Source organism: Massilia sp. PWRC2 (assembly GCF_049896725.1).
Taxonomy (GTDB): Bacteria; Pseudomonadota; Gammaproteobacteria; order Burkholderiales; family Burkholderiaceae_D; genus JAFCUW01.
Map to the genome: position 1 here is coordinate 57,297 of NZ_JAFCUW010000005.1, position 16,330 is coordinate 73,626.

At 63.1% G+C, this 16,330-nt stretch carries 14 protein-coding genes; 1 reads left to right on the forward strand and 13 read right to left on the reverse strand.

Going from position 1 to position 16,330, the window contains the following annotated elements:
- Positions 1-17: 17 nt before the first annotated feature.
- The 11 genes from ACP7BZ_RS11490 to ACP7BZ_RS11540 all read right to left on the reverse strand — a co-directional run bounded on the left by ACP7BZ_RS11490 (position 18) and on the right by ACP7BZ_RS11540 (position 12,078).
- Entirely contained in the window at positions 18-2,027 is a 2,010-nt protein-coding gene (locus ACP7BZ_RS11490; RefSeq protein WP_426113184.1) for an ATP-binding cassette domain-containing protein, read from the reverse strand.
- Positions 2,028-2,122: 95 nt separating this feature from the next.
- Positions 2,123-3,049, reverse strand: coding sequence for a 50S ribosomal protein L3 N(5)-glutamine methyltransferase (prmB, locus tag ACP7BZ_RS11495; RefSeq protein ID WP_426113186.1), 927 nt, complete (start codon positions 3,047-3,049; stop codon positions 2,123-2,125).
- A gap of 29 nt (positions 3,050-3,078) precedes the next feature.
- Positions 3,079-4,224 (reverse strand): succinyl-diaminopimelate desuccinylase, encoded by a 1,146-nt coding sequence (dapE, locus tag ACP7BZ_RS11500; protein WP_426113187.1) that lies wholly within the window; start codon positions 4,222-4,224, stop codon positions 3,079-3,081.
- Positions 4,221-4,592, reverse strand: a complete 372-nt coding sequence (locus tag ACP7BZ_RS11505) for an ArsC family reductase (protein WP_426113189.1) — start codon at positions 4,590-4,592, stop codon at positions 4,221-4,223. The genes dapE and ACP7BZ_RS11505 overlap by 4 nt, the downstream gene beginning before the upstream one ends.
- Positions 4,593-4,729: 137 nt before the next feature.
- Positions 4,730-5,263, reverse strand: a complete 534-nt coding sequence (locus ACP7BZ_RS11510) for a pyridoxamine 5'-phosphate oxidase family protein (protein WP_426113191.1) — start codon at positions 5,261-5,263, stop codon at positions 4,730-4,732.
- A 100-nt stretch (positions 5,264-5,363) separates the two neighbouring features.
- Positions 5,364-6,509 (reverse strand): PilT/PilU family type 4a pilus ATPase, encoded by a 1,146-nt coding sequence (locus tag ACP7BZ_RS11515; RefSeq protein ID WP_426113193.1) that lies wholly within the window; start codon positions 6,507-6,509, stop codon positions 5,364-5,366.
- A 10-nt stretch (positions 6,510-6,519) separates the two neighbouring features.
- On the reverse strand, positions 6,520-7,347 hold the full coding sequence (dapD, locus tag ACP7BZ_RS11520; protein ID WP_426113195.1) for a 2,3,4,5-tetrahydropyridine-2,6-dicarboxylate N-succinyltransferase: 828 nt from the start codon (positions 7,345-7,347) through the stop codon (positions 6,520-6,522).
- 20 nt (positions 7,348-7,367) lie between these two features.
- On the reverse strand, positions 7,368-8,639 hold the full coding sequence (gene dapC / locus ACP7BZ_RS11525) for a succinyldiaminopimelate transaminase (protein WP_426113197.1): 1,272 nt from the start codon (positions 8,637-8,639) through the stop codon (positions 7,368-7,370).
- A 122-nt stretch (positions 8,640-8,761) separates the two neighbouring features.
- Positions 8,762-10,117 carry a diguanylate cyclase gene (locus ACP7BZ_RS11530; RefSeq protein ID WP_426113199.1) on the reverse strand — a complete coding sequence of 452 codons (1,356 nt, stop codon included), beginning with the start codon at positions 10,115-10,117 and terminating at the stop codon, positions 8,762-8,764.
- A gap of 155 nt (positions 10,118-10,272) precedes the next feature.
- The gene (locus ACP7BZ_RS11535) at positions 10,273-11,466 is read right to left on the reverse strand and encodes a PLP-dependent aminotransferase family protein (RefSeq protein WP_426113201.1); all 1,194 of its coding nucleotides are present in this window, start codon (positions 11,464-11,466) and stop codon (positions 10,273-10,275) included.
- Between the two features lie 150 nt (positions 11,467-11,616).
- Positions 11,617-12,078, reverse strand: a complete 462-nt coding sequence (locus ACP7BZ_RS11540; protein WP_426113202.1) for a RidA family protein — start codon at positions 12,076-12,078, stop codon at positions 11,617-11,619.
- A 155-nt stretch (positions 12,079-12,233) separates the two neighbouring features.
- Here ACP7BZ_RS11540 and htpG point away from each other — a divergent pair, with 155 nt between their 5' ends.
- A complete protein-coding gene (htpG, locus tag ACP7BZ_RS11545; protein WP_426113204.1) occupies positions 12,234-14,153 on the forward strand; it encodes a molecular chaperone HtpG in 1,920 nt (639 codons plus the stop codon).
- A 61-nt stretch (positions 14,154-14,214) separates the two neighbouring features.
- Here the strand turns inward: htpG and kynA are convergent, their stop codons facing one another.
- Both kynA and kynU read right to left on the reverse strand, forming a co-directional pair.
- Positions 14,215-15,051, reverse strand: coding sequence for a tryptophan 2,3-dioxygenase (gene kynA, locus ACP7BZ_RS11550; RefSeq protein WP_426113206.1), 837 nt, complete (start codon positions 15,049-15,051; stop codon positions 14,215-14,217).
- 17 nt (positions 15,052-15,068) lie between these two features.
- On the reverse strand, positions 15,069-16,307 hold the full coding sequence (gene kynU, locus ACP7BZ_RS11555; protein WP_426113208.1) for a kynureninase: 1,239 nt from the start codon (positions 16,305-16,307) through the stop codon (positions 15,069-15,071).
- Positions 16,308-16,330: the final 23 nt, after the last annotated feature.

Consider the following 16,330-nt stretch of genomic DNA (forward strand, 5'->3'; position numbering starts at 1 on the left):
CTGCAGCGTGCCCGGCGTCAGGCGGCAATGCTCTCGAGCTGCTCCTGCAACACCAACCATTCCGCTTCAAGCTGCGCCAGGTCCTTGGCGAAAAAACTCTGGTCGGCCAGCAGCTGCTTCAACTTGGCCTTGTTGGCGGCGTCATAGATGGTCGATTCGCCCAGCTTGGCGTCGACTTCACCCTTCTGGCCGTTGCGCTTGGCGATCTGTTCTTCCAGGCGCTTGAGCTTGCCTTCGATGGGTTTTTTGAGGGCGGCGACCTTTTGGCGCTGCTCCGCTTCCACCCGCTTTTGTTCCTTGGTATTGACCGCTGGCACGGCACTGGCCGCGCTGGCGGCCGGCACGCTCGACTGTACGGGGAAATCGGTCTTGTTGTCCTTGCCGGCCGCTGGCAGCACGCTGGTGCCCTTGCCCAGCTTGGTCTGGAACAGCCAGTCCTTGTAGTCGTCGAGGTCGCCATCGAACGGTTGCAGGCGACCGTCGGCGACGATGATGAATTCGTCGGTGGTGGCACGCAGCAGGTGGCGATCGTGCGACACCACCACCAGCGTGCCTTCGAACTGCGCCAGCGCCATGGTCAGCGCTTCGCGCGTTTCCAGGTCGAGGTGGTTGGTTGGTTCATCGAGCAGCAGCAAATTTGGCCGCTGCCAGACGATCAGGGCCAGTGCCAGGCGGGCTTTTTCGCCGCCGGAGAAGGGCGCAATCGAGCTGGTGACCATGGTGCCGGGGAAGTTGAAACCACCGAGGAAGTTGCGCAATTCCTGCTCGCGCACGGTGGGGGCGATTTTCGCCAGGTGCCACAGGGGCGATTCGTCGTGGCGCAGCATTTCCACCTGGTGCTGGGCAAAATAGCCAATCGACAGGCCCTTGCCAATGGTGGCGTCGCCGCACAAGGGGGCGATTTCGCCAGCGATGGTTTTGATCAGGGTCGATTTGCCGGCGCCGTTCACGCCCAGCAGGCCAATGCGCTGGCCGATTTGCAGCGAAAACTTGATGTTCGAAACGATGGTCTTGGCGCCCACCTTGTCGCCATGCTCGTCGAGCAGAAGATAGCCGGCGTCGACCTTGTCCATCACCAGGAGCGGATTGGGCGCGGCCAGCGGCTCGCGAAATTCGAAGGAAAATTCGGCCGCGGCGCGCAGTGGCGCCAGCTCTTCCATTTTGGCCAGCGCCTTCATGCGGCTTTGCGCCTGGCGCGCTTTCGACGCCTGCGCCTTGAAGCGGTTGACGAAGGACTCCAGGTGGGCCCGCTGGCGCACCTGCTTTTCGAGGGTGCCGGCGGCGAGGATCATCTGGGCGGCGCGCTGGCGCTCGAAGCCCGAGTAATTGCCCGAATAGCGTTTGAGTTTGCGTTCGTCGATGTGAACGATGACGTTGCAGATCTCGTCCAAAAAATCGCGATCGTGGGAGATGATGATGAGCGTACCGGCATAGCGCTTCAACCAGTCTTCCAGCCAGATGATGGCATCGAGGTCGAGGTGGTTGGTCGGTTCATCGAGCAGCAGCAGGTCGGACGGGCACATCAGTGCCTGCGCGAGATTCAAGCGCATGCGCCAGCCACCGGAAAAGCTGGCGATTGGCTGCTGCATCTGGTCGAGCGAAAAGCCCAGGCCCAGCAGCAGCTGCTCGCCGCGCGAGATCACCGTATAGGCGTCGGCGTCGGCCAGCGCGCTGTAGATCTCGCCAATTGCAATGCCGTTTTCCGTGGTCGCTTCTTCGCCTTCCAGGCGCGTCAGTTCCGCTTCGAGTTTGCGCAGGTTGACGTCGCCATCGATGGCGTAGTCGAGCGCAGCGCGTTCGAGTGGCGGGGTTTCCTGCGCCACGTAGGCCATGCGCCACTTGGCGGGAAAGTCGATCTCGCCCTGATCCGCGTGAATTTCGCCGCGCAGCATGCCGAACAGGCTCGATTTGCCGGCGCCGTTGGCGCCGATCAGGCCGATCTTGTCGCCCGGGTTGAGGGTCAGATCGACACTATCGAGCAGCGGCTTGGTGCCGCGCATCAGGCTGACGTTAATAAAGCGGATCATGCGGTTCTTTTCTTAAAGTGGCTGGGGCAGCCGGTTTACTGAATCACTGCGCTGAATCACTGCGCTGAATCACTGCGCTGAATCACTGCGCTGAATCAATGATTGCTCAATGAATGATTGCGTTGCTGTTGCAACTGCTCGGCCGTCAGCATGAACACCATGTCGTCACCGGCGCTGGTGGTGATCCAGGTCAGGCCCAGGTGGCCGAAGGCCGCTTCAGCGTAGTCGCGCTCGTTGCCGATTTCGACCAGCAGGATGCCCTCTGGCGTCAGGTAATCAGGGGCGCCGGCGACGATCTTGCGCACCAGGTCCATGCCATCGTCGCCGCCGGCCAGGCCGATTTGCGGTTCGTGCAGGTATTCGGGCGGCAGCGCCGCCATCGACGCTGCATTGACGTAGGGGGGATTGCTGACGATCAGATCGTATTTTTTGAATGGCACATTGGCGTACAGGTCGGAGGCGATCGGGTTGACCCGACCTTCCAGGTGGTAGTCGCCGATATTGCGCGCGGCCACTGCGAGAGCGTCGCTGGAAATATCGATGGCGTCGACCACGCTGTTGGGGAAGGCGTCGGCCATCATGATCGCCAGGCAACCGGAACCGGTACACAGTTCCAGGATATTGCTGACGTCAAAGGCATCGGCCACCCACGGCGAGAACGATTCGGGGATCAGCTCGGCGATGAAAGAGCGCGGCACCAGCACCCGTTCATCGACATAGAAGGCGTAGGTGCCCAGCCAGGCCTGGTGTGTGATGTAGGCCGCCGGCACCCGCTCGCTCGCACGGCGCTCGATCACCGCCAGCACCTGGTGCACTTCGGTGGGCAACAGGGTGGCATCGAGAAAGGGGTCGAGCTTGTCGAGCGGCAGGTGGAGGGTGTGCAGGATCAGGTAAGCCGCTTCGTCGAGGGCATCGCTGCTGCCATGGCCGAAGAACAGGCGGGCGGCGTTGAAGCGGGTGACGGCGTAGCGCAGCAGGTCGCGCGGCGTGGTGAAAGGCGTGCTGAAGGGCGTGATGGTCATGACGGGGTCCAGGGTCTCGGTCGGGGCGCTCAGGCCAGCAGGTTTTCCAGCGTGCGCCGGTAAATGTTCTTCAGCGGATCGATGAAGCGCACTTCGATGTGTTCATCGATCTTGTGGATGCTGGCATTCGGAGGGCCGCATTCTATCACCTGCGGACAGATGCGGGCGATGAAGCGGCCGTCGGAAGTGCCGCCCGAGGTCGACAATTCGGTGCGCAGACCCAGCTCGGCTTCGATGGCGGCGGCGACGGCGTCGACCAGGCCGCCGCGCGCGGTCAGGAAGGGCAGGCCGGACAGGGTCCAGTCGAGCGTGTAGTCGAGACCATGGCGATCGAGGATGGCGTGGACGCGCTGGCGCAGCTCGTCGGGCGCGCTGGCGGTGGAAAAACGGAAGTTGAAGTCGAGCACGACGGCGCCGGGAATGACGTTGTTGGCGCCGGTGCCGCCGTTGATGTTGGAGATTTGCCACGAGGTGGGCAGATAGTAAGCGTTGCCCTGGTCCCAGCGTTCGGCCACCAGTTCGGCCAGCGCCGGCGCGGCCTGGTGAATGGGGTTGCGCGCCAGTTGCGGGTAGGCGACGTGGCCCTGCACGCCGTTGATGGTCAGGTGCCCCCCCAGCGAGCCGCGGCGGCCGTTCTTGATGGTGTCGCCCAGGGTGGCGTGGGCGGTCGGTTCGCCCACCAGGCAGTAATCGGGGTGTTCACCGCGCTGTTCGAGGTGCTGGCAAACGAGGGCGGTGCCGTCCTGCGCCGCGCCTTCTTCATCGCTGGTGATCAAAAAGCCGATCGAACCGCGGTGGTCGGCATGGTTGGCGACGAATTCCTGGCACGCCACCACCATGGCGGCCAGCGAGGTCTTCATGTCGGCGGCGCCGCGCCCATACAGCTTGCCGTCACGCAGGGTGGGCACGAACGGCGCCGAGCCCCACTGGGCGGCGGGACCGCTGGGGACGACGTCGGTGTGGCCGGCAAACACGAACAGGGGCGACTGCGTGCCGCGCCGCGCCCACAGATTGGTGACGCCGTTGGCGACGATGGTGTCGCAGATGAAACCGAGTGGCGCCAGCAACGCGATCAGGCGCTGCTGGCAGCCGTGGTCGTCGGGAGTGACCGAGGGCAGGGCGATCAGGTCCATCGCCAGCGCAAGGGTGGGTGACTGCTGGAGCACGGCCGTCATGCGGGGGCGGCAGCCGCGGCCTCAAACAGCGCGGCGTAGCGCCCGGCCGTGAAGCCCACCTGCAGGACGCCGGCGCCAGCGAGCACGGGACGCTTGATCACCGAGGGCTGGGCCAGCATCAGGGCCAGCGCGCTATCCTGGTCCAGTACGGCGGCCCTGGTCGCGTCGTCGAGCTTGCGCCAGGTGGTGCCCTTGCGGTTGACCAGCACGTCCCAGTCGGTGTGCGCCAGCCACCCGCGTACCACGACGGCGTCAAGGCCGTGTTTTTTGAAGTCGTGAAAGGCAAATTCGTGGCCGTGATCGGTCAGCCAGGTGCGGGCTTTTTTGACTGTGTCGCAGTTGGGGATGCCGTACAGGGTCAGAGTCATGGAATGGGCTATCGGGTTCGCTGAAGGGGTATCACACCAGCGTGCAGGATACCATAGCGCCACCCCATGCCGGGGGCATGGGGTGGCTTGCTCGGGTGCTACGCCAACCTCAGCGCCAACGTCAGCGCAGCTGGCAGTTACGGCGCCAGCCGGCCTTCGATCGAATCGTCGAGCGTCTTGCCGAGCGCGGCGCCGATCAGCATCTTGACGCCGGCGACGGCGCTGCCATGCTTGTTGTCCCAGTAATAGCCAGCGCTGGGCGTGACGCGGATGGCGGTGATGCGGGGATCATGGTCGCCTTCGGTGAACCAGGTTTTCAGGTGGGCGTCCCACAGCCGGTCGATGACGGCGCGCTCGCGGGTGATGCTGGCGTTGCCGTCAAGGCTGAGAAATTCCGCGTGCGCGGCGCCCTTGAAGAATAATTTGACGGCGGGATTGGCTGCAATGGCGGCGTTCTTGTGGCTGTCAGATGCGCTCAAAAACCAGATGTCGCCGTTGTCGTCGACCGCGCGCACGCTCATGGGGCGGGTGCCGCCCGTGTCACTGACTGCTTCAGCGGTGGAAAAAAAGCAGGTCTCGTCTGCCGTCAGCGCCTTGAGCTTGGCGATGGCGCTCTGGCCGCTGAGGTCCTGGTGGTTCTGTTCCTGCTGTTGCTGGTTGATTGAATCCATGCTGCTCTCCTGGTGATTTGTCCAAGACAAATGCTAAGGGGAGGCGACAGAAAACAATGTGGTTTACTTAACCAATCAGGCGAAATTCCAGCAATGGCCCTCACGGATTGAGGGTGAATTCGGTGAACGACGGGCCGTCTTCGGACACCGGCGCGACCGGTTCGACTTCGCGGCGCGGGCCTTTTTCGGTGCCATTGTTGAGTAACCAGAGAAGATTGGTGGCCGAATCGGCATTCGCCATCGCTTCTTCCTGCGTCACCAGGCCGTCATGGACCAGCGTGAGCAGGGCTTCTTCGAAGGTTTGCGAGCCGGGCGACAGGCTCTTTTCCATCGCCTCCTTGATCTGGCCGATCTCGCCTTTTTCGATCAGGTCGGACACATAACGGGTGTTGACCATCACTTCGACGGCGGCGTGGCGCATGCCACCCGAGGCCGCCCGTACCAGCCGTTGCGAGACCACCGCCTTGACCGCCGACGACAAGTCTTGCAGCAGCGCGGCGCGGTGCTCGAGCGGATAAAAACTGATGATGCGGTTGAGCGCGTTGTAGCTGTTGTTGGCGTGCAGGGTGGCCAGCACCAGGTGACCCGACTGCGCGTAGGCCAGGGCGGCGGCCATGGTTTCCTTGTCGCGGATTTCGCCGATCAGGATGCAATCGGGCGCCTGGCGCATCGAGTTGCGCAGGGCGACGTCGAAACTGTCGGCATCGCTGCCGATTTCGCGCTGGTTGACGATCGACTTCTTGTGCTTGAACAGGTACTCGATGGGGTCTTCGAGCGTGAGGATATGGCCGGCGCGCAGCTCGTTGCGATGGTCGAGCATGGCAGCGATGGTGGTTGATTTGCCCGATCCGGTGGCGCCCACCAGCAGCAGCAGGCCGCGTTTTTCCATGATCAGTTCGGCCAGAATCGGTGGCAGGCCCAGATCGGCCAGCGGCGGGATCAGCGCCGGCACGAAACGGAACACGGCCGAGATCGAGCCGCGCTGGCGGAACGCCGACAGGCGGAAGCGGCCCAGCTTGGGCACCGAGATACCCATGTTGAGCTCGTTGGTGCGCATCAGTTCGGCGAGCTGCTCGGCGGTGGCGACTTCCTTGAGCAAGCCGATGATCTGCTCCGGCTCGAGCTTTTGCTGATTAATGGGAATCAGATTGCCGTTAATCTTGATGTGAACAGGAGAGTTCACGGCGAAGAACATGTCCGATGCGTTCTTCTCTTTCATCAGGTGGAACAAGCGGTCCATCGCCATGATTGTCTCCTTAGATACCGCGCAATAGTTCGTTGATACCGGTCTTGGCGCGCGTTTTGGCGTCGACCCGTTTGACGATGACGGCGCAGTACAGGCTGTACCTGCCGTCTTCCGAGGGCAGATTGCCCGACACCACCACCGAGCCGGCTGGCACGCGGCCGTAGCTCACTTCGCCAGTGGCGCGGTCGTAAATCTTGGTTGACTGGCCGATGTACACGCCCATCGAAATGACCGAGTTTTCTTCGACGATGACGCCTTCGACGATTTCCGAGCGGGCGCCAATAAAACAGTTGTCTTCGATGATGGTAGGGTTGGCCTGCATCGGTTCGAGCACGCCGCCAATGCCGACGCCGCCGGACAGGTGGACGTTCTTGCCGATCTGCGCGCACGAACCGACCGTGGCCCAGGTGTCGACCATGGCGCCTTCATCGACGTAGGCGCCGATGTTGACGTACGACGGCATCAGGACGACGTTCTTGGCGATGAAGCTGCCGCGGCGGGCGACTGCCGGCGGCACCACGCGAAAACCGCCGCGGGCGAAATCGTCGGCGCTGTAGCTGGCGAACTTGGTGGGCACCTTGTCGTAGAACTGCATGGTGCCGTCGCCGGCCATCACTGCATTGTTTTCGAGGCGGAACGAGAGCAGCACGGCTTTCTTGATCCACTGGTTGACCACCCACTGGCCACTGTCTTTTTGCGCCACCCGCATGCTGCCGTCATCGAGTCCGGCGATGACGTGGCCGACGGCGTCGCGCAATTCGGCGCTGCCATTGGCGGGGTTGATGTCGGCGCGCTGTTCCCAGGCGGCGTCGATGAGGGTTTGCAGTTGTTCGGTCATGGTGATTTGCTTGGTCTACTTTAGGGTTGTTTGGCTTGCTCGGCCCTGAGGGCGTGGCAAAACTGGACGATGCGCTGGGCCGCTTCGAGGCCTTCGTCAACCGGGGCCACCAGCGCCATGCGCACGCGGTCCTGGCCAGGATTGATGCCGTGCGCGCTGCGCGCCAGGTAGCTGCCGGGCAGCACCGTCACATTGTAGTCGGCGAACAGGCGGCGGGCAAATTCGGTGTCCGACAGGCCGCTGCGGCGCACGTCGGCCCACAAATAAAAGCCGGCATCGGGCAATTCGACGTCGAGCACCTGGCGCAGCAGCGGCGTGACGAGGTGGAATTTTTCGCGGTATTTGTTGCGGTTTTCCTGCACGTGTTCTTCATCGCCCCAGGCCGCCACCGAGGCTGCCTGCACGGGCGGCGACATGGCGCCGCCGCTGTAGGTGCGATACAGCAGGAATTTTTTCAGCACGGCAGCGTCGCCGGCGACAAAGCCCGAGCGCATGCCCGGCACATTCGAGCGCTTCGACAGGCTGGAAAACACCACCAGCCGGTGGTAGGGATGGGCGCCTTCGCTGCGGCCGAGTTTATGGGCCGCTTCCAGCGCGCCCAGCGGCGCGGCGCTGGTGTGATAAATCTCCGAGTAACACTCGTCGGCGGCGATCAGGAAATCGTGGCGGTCGGCCAGCGCGAACAGCAGCTTCCAGTCGTCGAGCGAGACGGTGGCGCCGGTCGGGTTGCCGGGGCTGCACAGGTACAGCAGTTGGGTACGCTCCCAGACGGCGGCCGGCACGCTGGCGTAATCGCAGGCGAAATTGCGCGACGGTTCGGAATTGATGAAATACGGTTCGGCGCCCGCCAGGTAGGCGGCCCCTTCATAGATCTGGTAGAACGGGTTGGGGCAGACCACCAGCGGCTTGGCGCCGGCGGTTTTGCCGTTGCTGTCGGTGCTATCGCTGCCGCTGCTATCGATGACGCAGTGGGCGATGCCAAACAGCGCCTCGCGCGAGCCGTTCACCGGCAGGACGGCCGTGGCCGGGTCCAGTGCGGGCACGCCATAGCGCCGTTCCAGCCAGCGGGCGATGGCCACGCGCAGCGGCTCACCACCGAGCGTGCTGGGGTAGACCGCCAGGCCGCTCATGGCGTGCGTCAGCGCGCGCTCGATGAAGGGGGGCGTCGGATGCTTCGGCTCACCGATGCCCAGGCTGATGGGGGCAAAGTCGGCGTTCGGGGTGACACCGGCGAACAGCTGGCGCAGCTTTTCAAACGGGTAGGGGTGGAGCAGGTCGAGATGGGGGTTCACGGCGTTACCAGGCTGAAAGTGACCAAGTGATTATAAACGCCGCGCGCGTGCCGGGGGAACTGGCATGCAAGGGTGGTGGCGGGCAAGTTCGTGCACGGCTGTGCGGCGCTCCCGCGTTTGTCCTACATCATCATGTGGCTGCTGGCCGATTCCCACAGCTGGCCCTCGGCGGTGGTGGCCATCACGCGGTTGCGGCCAGCCTCCTTGGCCGCATACATCATGCGGTCGGCCGCCACGAAAAACTGGTCGATACGATCGTACTGGGTCGGCGTGATGCAGGCAACGCCGACGCTGACCGTCAGCCACGGGCTGGTCGACGAGCGCGGGTGCGGCAGCGCCAGGCTCTCGATCAGGGCGCGGATCGACTCGGCCAGCGTCAGCGCCGCCGCCAGCGGCGTGTCGGCAAACAGCAGCACGAATTCTTCGCCGCCGTAGCGCGCGGCCAGGTCGGTTGCCCGCAGGGCACGCGATTGCAGCGCCGCCGCCACCTGCTGCAGGCAGGCGTCGCCAGCGGCGTGGCCCAGCGTATCGTTGTACAACTTAAAATGGTCAACATCGAGCACCACCAGCGACAGTGGCTGGCCACTACGCATGGCGCGGTGCCATTCCTGGTCGAGGAAGGTGTCGAAGCGGCGCCGATTGGCGATCTGCGTGAGCTGGTCGATCATGGCGGCTTGCTGCAGCGCCGTTTCCGACTGCTTGTGGCGGGTGATGTCGTGCAGCAAACCGACGTAGAGGCGCTCGATGGCATTCATCGGCGTCACCGAAAAATCCATCGCGCGCTGGGCGCCGTCGCGGTGGCGCACCATCACTTCGCAGGCGCTGGCCGCGCTGGCATGACCGGGGTCTTCTTCGCAGGCGGTAAAATAGCGCAGGTAATCGGCCGCCACGGCAGTGCCGAGCAGTTCATGCAGCATCACCCCGGCCAGCTCGTTCGGGCCGTAACCGAGATGCCGTTCGGCGGCCGGATTGGCATACTGCAGACGGCCATCGCCTTCGATCACCATCAAGCCCTCATCCATCGAGTTGACGATGGTGCGCAGGCGGTCAGTTTGCTCCTTTTGCGCCTGGCTGTTGCCGCGCACATGCAGCTGGGCCCGCACGCGCGCGACCACTTCACCCATGCGCAGGGGCTTGCCGATGAAATCAGCGGCGCCGCTGTCGAAGCCGGCGACGATGTCATCGGTGTCGGCGCGCGCGCTCATGAAAATCACCGGGATGTGCTGGGTGTTCGGATGTTCCTTGAGACGCCGGCACGTTTCGAAGCCGTCCATGCCTGGCATTACCACGTCGAGCAGAATCAGATCGGGATAGACGCGGCGGGCGATGGTGATGGCCCGTTCGCCGGTGGTGGCGATAAACGTCTGGTAGCCCTGCTGCGCCATCATCGCGCGCAATGCGCCCAAATGATCCGGGGCGTCGTCGACGATCAGGATGGCGGGCGTGCGCGGCGTTGCGCTCGCGCTAGGAGGGATCAAGTGCATGGCCTGCAAATCATACCCCCATGTCATCTCGTGAGGGAATATTTGTTGCCGTTAAGTTAGGCTTGCATGTTGTTACAATGCAACCGTAAAAGGGAGGAGGCGGCCCCATCAAAAGCCGCCTCTGCTTGCCGTGGCCCGGGCAGCCGGCCTTACACCAGGGCGCTGATCAACTTGCCGAGGATGGCAATGCCCTCATTGATGCGATCGGGCGTTACCGTAACAAACGACAGCCGCAAGGTGTTGGTGGCTGGCGCATTGGCATAGAACGGCGCGCCTGGCACGAAAGCGACGCCGGCGGCGATGGCCTGGTCGAGCAGCTTCATCGCATCGATATGCGGTGGCAGGGTGACCCAGATGAACATGCCGCCTTCCGGTTTGGTCCACTGTACGGCGGCCGGGAAATGGCGCGTCATGGCAGCCAGCATGGTCTGGCACTGGTTGGCGTAGAGGGCGCGGATGGTGGGAATGTGGCGCTCGAGGAAGCCGTCCTTGATGACATCATGGACCACCATCTGGGTCAGCTGGGCGGTGTGCAGGTCGGCCGCCTGCTTGGCCAGTTCGAGCCGGCGCAGCAGCGGCAATGGTGCCACCACGTAACCGAGGCGAATGCCGGGCGTGAGCACCTTGGAGAACGAGCCCATGTAAATGACGCCATCCGGGTTCATGTTGAGCATCTTCGGGAACGGCGCGCCTTTATAGCTGAGGGCGCCGTACGGGTCGTCTTCGATCAGCGGCAGGTTGTGGCGCGCGCAGGTCTCCACCAGTTCCTGGCGGCGGGCCACGGACAGGCTGCGGCCGGTGGGGTTCTGAAAATTCGGCAGGGCGTACAGCATGCGGGCGCCGTCGGCCACGGCATCGATGGAGCTGGGCACCAGGCCATCGTCGTCGGTGTCGACCGAGGCGAATTCGGGACGGTAGACGGAAAACGCTTGCAGCGCGCCCAGATAGCTGGGGGTTTCGACCAGCACGCGGCTGCCTTCATCGATGAGCACCTTGCCCAGCAAATCGAGGGCTTGCTGCGAGCCGGAGGTCATCAACACCTGCTCGGGGGCAATGCGGCAATCGGCCGTCGACAGCGAATCGGCGATCCATTCGCGCAGCGGCGGGAAGCCGTCGGTGGGGCCGTACTGCAGCGCCGTTTTGCCACTGGTGCTGAGCACGCGGTCGAACGAGGCTTTCATTTCTTCGACGGGGAAGGTGGCCGAGGAGGGCAGGCCGCCGGCGAACGAGATGATCTCGGGGCGCTGGGTGATTTTCAGGATTTCGCGGATGAACGAGCTTTGCATGTGCGCGGCCCGTTCGGCAAAGCGCCATTCGATCGGGTTGGGGTTGTTCATTTTCATACTGTTCTCACTGAGGTCACTGAAGGGGCGCCGGGGTACGGGGCCAGGGTCCAGGCTGCCGGGTAGGCCGCCCGTCGGAAGGCGGCGCCGGATCAGCCCCGCCGGAATCTTTCAACCAAGGTGACAATGAACGGCGACGCCGCAAGGTGCTTAGGCGATTTCGACGATCATTTCGATCTCGACGCAGGCGCCACGGGGAATCTGTGCCACGCCGAAGGCGGAGCGGGCATGCTTGCCGGCGTCGCCAAACACTTCACCGATCAGTTCGGAGGCGCCATTGGTGACCAGGTGGTGCTCGGTAAAATCGGCGGTGGAATTTACCAGGCTCATCAGTTTGACGATGCGCTTGACGCGGGTCAGGTCGCCGCCGCAGGCTTCTTGCAGCGTGCCCATCAGGTCGATGGCGATGGCGCGGGCGGCGGCCTGGCCTTCGGCCGTGGTCTTGTTCTTGCCCAGCTGGCCCACATTCGGGGTGCCGTCCGGGTTCTTGGCGATGTGGCCTGACAGAAATACCAGGTTACCGCTCTGGACGTACATGACGTAGGCGGCGACCGGCGCGGCGGGTGGCGCCAGCGTGATGTGCAAGGCTTCGAGTTGTTGATAGACGGTCATGATGATCCTGGCGGGTGGAGAAAGCCGGTATTGTACCCCCGCTGCTGCCACGAAATGTTCCACTTGCCACCCCTTTGATCACGTTTTGCCCTTGAAACCTGCTGCTTGGACCCCACATCGCGTCTACCCGTTCAACTATCCCACGAGGAAATAATATGGCAGTCGCCGAAAAAGAAACCCTTGGATTCCAGGCCGAAGTCAAACAATTGCTGCAGCTGATGATCCACTCCTTGTACTCTAACAAGGAAATTTTCCTGCGCGAATTGATCTCCAATGCGTCCGACGCCGCCGACAAGCTGCGCTTCGAAGCGATCAATAACGACGCCCTGTACGGCAATGACCACGAGCTGAAAATCACCGTCAGCTTCGACAAGGATGCCAAGACCATCACCGTGTCCGACAATGGCATCGGCATGAGCCGCGAGGAAGTCATTTCGCACCTGGGCACCATCGCCAAGTCTGGCACCAAGGAATTTTTTGGCAAGCTCTCCGGTGACCAGCAGGCCGATGCGGCCCTGATCGGCCAGTTCGGTGTCGGCTTTTACTCGGGTTTCATCGTTGCCGACCGCATCATCGTCAATACCCGTCGCGCCGGCGCATTCGCCTCCGAAGGGGTGCGCTGGGAATCGCGCGGCGAGGGCGACTACTCGGTCGAAGCGATCGACAAGCCCGGCCGCGGCACCGACATCATCCTGCACCTGCGCGACGGCGAGGAAGAGTTGCTGTCGGCGTGGAAGCTGAAACAAATCATCCGCAAGTACTCCGACCACATCTCGCTGCCGATCCAGATGCTCAAGGACGAGTGGAACGAAGAGAAAGGCGAAAGCGTCGCCACCACGGAATTTGAGACGGTCAACCAGGCCAGCGCCTTGTGGGCGCGCAGCAAGAGTGACGTCACGCCCGAAATGTACGAAGAGTTTTACAAGCACGTCTCGCACGACTTCCAGCCGCCGCTGACCTTCACCCACAACCGCGTCGAAGGGCGCAGCGAATACACCCAGCTGCTGTACGTGCCGGCGCACGCGCCGTTCGACCTGTGGGACCGCAGCAAGCGCGGCGGCATCAAGCTGTACGTCAAGCGCGTGTTCATCATGGACGACGCCGAGCAGTTGATGCCTGCTTACCTGCGCTTCATCAAGGGTGTGATCGATTCGAACGACCTGCCGCTGAACGTCTCGCGCGAAATCCTGCAAGAGTCGCGCGACGTCAAGGTGATCCGCGAAGGCTCGACCAAGCGGGTGCTGGGCATGCTGGAAGAATTGGCGAATGCCGACGAAGTGGAAAAGAAAGACAAGTACATCACCTTCTGGAAAGAATTTGGCCAGGTACTCAAAGAGGGTATCGGCGAAGACGCCACCAACAAGGACCGGATCGCCAAGCTGCTGCGCTTCGCCTCGTCGAGCGCCGACAGCGCCGAGCAGGCAAGCTCGTTTGCCGATTACATCGGCCGCATGAAGGAAGGCCAGGACAAGATCTACTATGTCACTGGCGAAAGTTACCTGGCGGCGAAGAACAGTCCGCACCTGGAAATCTTCCGCAAGAAGGGCGTCGAAGTGCTGTTGATGACCGACCGCGTCGATGAATGGATGCTGTCCTTCCTGACCGAGTTCGAGGGCAAGGAACTGGTGTCGGTGGCCAAGGGCGGGCTCGACCTGGGTGGCCTGGAAGACGAAGCGGAGAAAAAGCAGCACGAAGAAACCGAGTCGTCGTACAAGGAGCTGGTCGAGCACATGAAGGCAGCGCTGGGCGACAAGGCCAAGGATGTGCGCGTGACGTTCCGCCTGACCGATTCGCCAGCCTGCCTGGTGGCCGATGAGAATGAATTGTCGGGCAACCTGCTGCGCATGCTCAAGGCGGCCGGACAAAGTGCGCCGGAATCGAAGCCTATCCTGGAAATCAACCCGGATCACCCGCTGGTACAACGCCTGAAGTATGAAGATGCGACAGGTGCGCGCTTTGGTGACTGGTCGCACATCTTGTTCGATCAAGCGATGCTGGCGGAGGGCGGCAACCTGGCCGATCCGGCGGCGTTTGTGAAACGCTTGAATGACATGCTGCTGTCGACGACCAAGTAAGTGAAAAAAGGGGGCTGGCGCCGCCGGCGCCAGCCCCCCCCTCCCCGAATTGCCCCTCCGCTTATAGTGCCGTCCGCAAGCTGAACAGCTCGGGAAACAGCACCACATCGAGCATCTTTTTCAAATAACTGACCCCCTCGGTACCACCGGTGCCCGTCTTGAAGCCAATGATGCGCTCGACCGTGGTGACGTGGCGGAAGCGCCAGAAGCGAAACGCGGTCTCCAGATCGACCAGCTTTTCCGCCATTTCATACAACGCCCAATATTTGTCCGGTTGCTGATAGACCGCCAGCCAGGCCTGCTTGACCGATTCGTCGGCCACCGTCGGCAAGGTGGCATCGATCTGCAGGCGCGCCGCATCGATGGCCAACCCGCTGCGCGCGAGCAGCTGCACCGCTTCGTCATACACGGACGGCGTGTGCAGCTCGGCGCTGAGCAGGGCGTGCGCTTCCGGCACCGGCAGGTGCACGCCAAGTACCCTGGCGTTCTTGTTGCCGAGTATAAATTCGAGCTCGCGGTACTGGTGCGACTGAAAGCCCGATGAGGCGCCCAGGAACGGGCGGATGGCGGTGTATTCGGGCGGCGTCATGGTCGCCAGCACATCCCAGGCATGCACCAGCTGGTCCATGATGCGCGCCACCCGCGCCAGCATCTTGAAGGCGGGCGGCAACTCGCCGGCCTTCAGGTGGCGGCGCACGGCATGCAGTTCGTGCAACATCAGCTTGAGCCACAACTCGCTGGTCTGGTGCTGGATGATGAACAGCATCTCGTTGTGGTTGGGAGAGCGGGGATGCTGGGCGTGCAAGATCTGGTCGAGGCCCAGATAGTCGCCATAACTCATGGCGTTGCTGAAATCGAGTTTGGCGCCATGCCAGTCGGTGTTGTCGGGGTCGCTCATCAAGGCTCCTGCAGGAATTAGGTGACGGCACCGCGCGCAGCGGCGCGGTCATAGGCGTGATCATCGAGGATCTCGCGCAGGATTTCTACGGCATTCCAGACGTCGGTGTAACTGGTATACAACGGGGTGAAGCCAAAGCGCATCAGCGATGGCTCGCGGTAGTCGCCAATCACGCCGTGTGCAATGAGCGCCTGCATGACAGCGTAGCCATGCGGATGGCCGAAGCTGACATGGCTGCCGCGCTCGGCGTGCTTGCGCGGCGTCGCCAGCGTCAAGCCGTGCGCCGCGCAGCGCTGTTCCACCAGCGCGATGAACAGATCGGTCAATGCCAGCGATTTGGCGCGCAGCGCCGCCATGCTGGTTTGTTCAAAAATTTCCAGACCACATTCGACCAGTGCCAGCGAGACGATCGGCTGGGTGCCGCACAGGGCGCGGCCGATGCCGTCGACGGGGGCGAAGTCGGCGGCCATGGCGAAGGGCGCCGCATGCCCCCACCAGCCCGTCAACGGATGGGTGAAGCGGGCCTGGTGGCGCTGCGGCACCCAGATAAAGGCGGGCGCACCGGGGCCGCCATTGAGGTATTTATAGGTGCAGCCGACGGCGAAGTCGGCGTTGGCGCCCTGCAGGTCGATCGGCAGCGCACCGGCCGAGTGCGCCAGATCCCAGATGATGAGGGCGCCGTGGGCATGCGCATGGGCGCTCAGGGCGGCCATATCGTGCAGGCGGCCGCTGCGGTAGTTGACGTGGGTGAGCATCACCACGGCGGTGTCGCCATCAATCGCCGCGGCAATCTGCTCGGGCGAATCGACCAGCTTGATGGTGTAGCCGTCATCGAGCCAGCGGCACAGTCCCTGCGCCATATAGAGATCGGTCGGAAAATTCTCGCGCTCGGTGACGATCACCCGCCGGCCGCTGTCCTGTTGCAGATGGACGGCAGCGGCGAGCGCCTTGAACAGATTGAGCGAGGTGGTATCGGTGACCACCACTTCATCGGCGCCGGCGCCAATCAGGGGCGCCAGCTGCTGTCCGAGGCGCTTGGGCAGGTCGAACCAGCCCGCCGTGTTCCAGCTGCGGATCAACTGCGTGCCCCATTCGGCTGCGATGACCTCGCTGGCGCGCGCCAGCGCAGTGCGGGGGCGGGCGCCCAGCGAGTTGCCGTCCAAATAGATCAGATCGGCCGGGATATCAAACAGTGCGCGCAGGGGGGCCAGGGCGTCGCTGGCATCGAGGGCAAGGCAGTCGGAGCGAGTGGTCATGGTGGCGGCGGGAATGGTGGTGG

What these genes read in the sequence shown, in the direction of transcription:
- htpG (WP_426113204.1), top strand. Translation starts at nt 12,234, where the DNA reads ATGGCAGTCGCCGAAAAAGAAACCCTTGGATTCCAGGCCGAAGTCAAA.
- dapD (WP_426113195.1), bottom strand. Translation starts at nt 7,347, where the DNA reads ATGACCGAACAACTGCAAACCCTCATCGACGCCGCCTGGGAACAGCGC.
- ACP7BZ_RS11490 (WP_426113184.1), bottom strand. Translation starts at nt 2,027, where the DNA reads ATGATCCGCTTTATTAACGTCAGCCTGATGCGCGGCACCAAGCCGCTG.
- ACP7BZ_RS11540 (WP_426113202.1), bottom strand. Translation starts at nt 12,078, where the DNA reads ATGACCGTCTATCAACAACTCGAAGCCTTGCACATCACGCTGGCGCCA.
- prmB (WP_426113186.1), bottom strand. Translation starts at nt 3,049, where the DNA reads ATGACCATCACGCCCTTCAGCACGCCTTTCACCACGCCGCGCGACCTG.
- ACP7BZ_RS11510 (WP_426113191.1), bottom strand. Translation starts at nt 5,263, where the DNA reads ATGGATTCAATCAACCAGCAACAGCAGGAACAGAACCACCAGGACCTC.
- dapE (WP_426113187.1), bottom strand. Translation starts at nt 4,224, where the DNA reads ATGACGGCCGTGCTCCAGCAGTCACCCACCCTTGCGCTGGCGATGGAC.
- kynU (WP_426113208.1), bottom strand. Translation starts at nt 16,307, where the DNA reads ATGACCACTCGCTCCGACTGCCTTGCCCTCGATGCCAGCGACGCCCTG.
- ACP7BZ_RS11505 (WP_426113189.1), bottom strand. Translation starts at nt 4,592, where the DNA reads ATGACTCTGACCCTGTACGGCATCCCCAACTGCGACACAGTCAAAAAA.
- ACP7BZ_RS11535 (WP_426113201.1), bottom strand. Translation starts at nt 11,466, where the DNA reads ATGAAAATGAACAACCCCAACCCGATCGAATGGCGCTTTGCCGAACGG.
- ACP7BZ_RS11515 (WP_426113193.1), bottom strand. Translation starts at nt 6,509, where the DNA reads ATGGCGATGGACCGCTTGTTCCACCTGATGAAAGAGAAGAACGCATCG.
- kynA (WP_426113206.1), bottom strand. Translation starts at nt 15,051, where the DNA reads ATGAGCGACCCCGACAACACCGACTGGCATGGCGCCAAACTCGATTTC.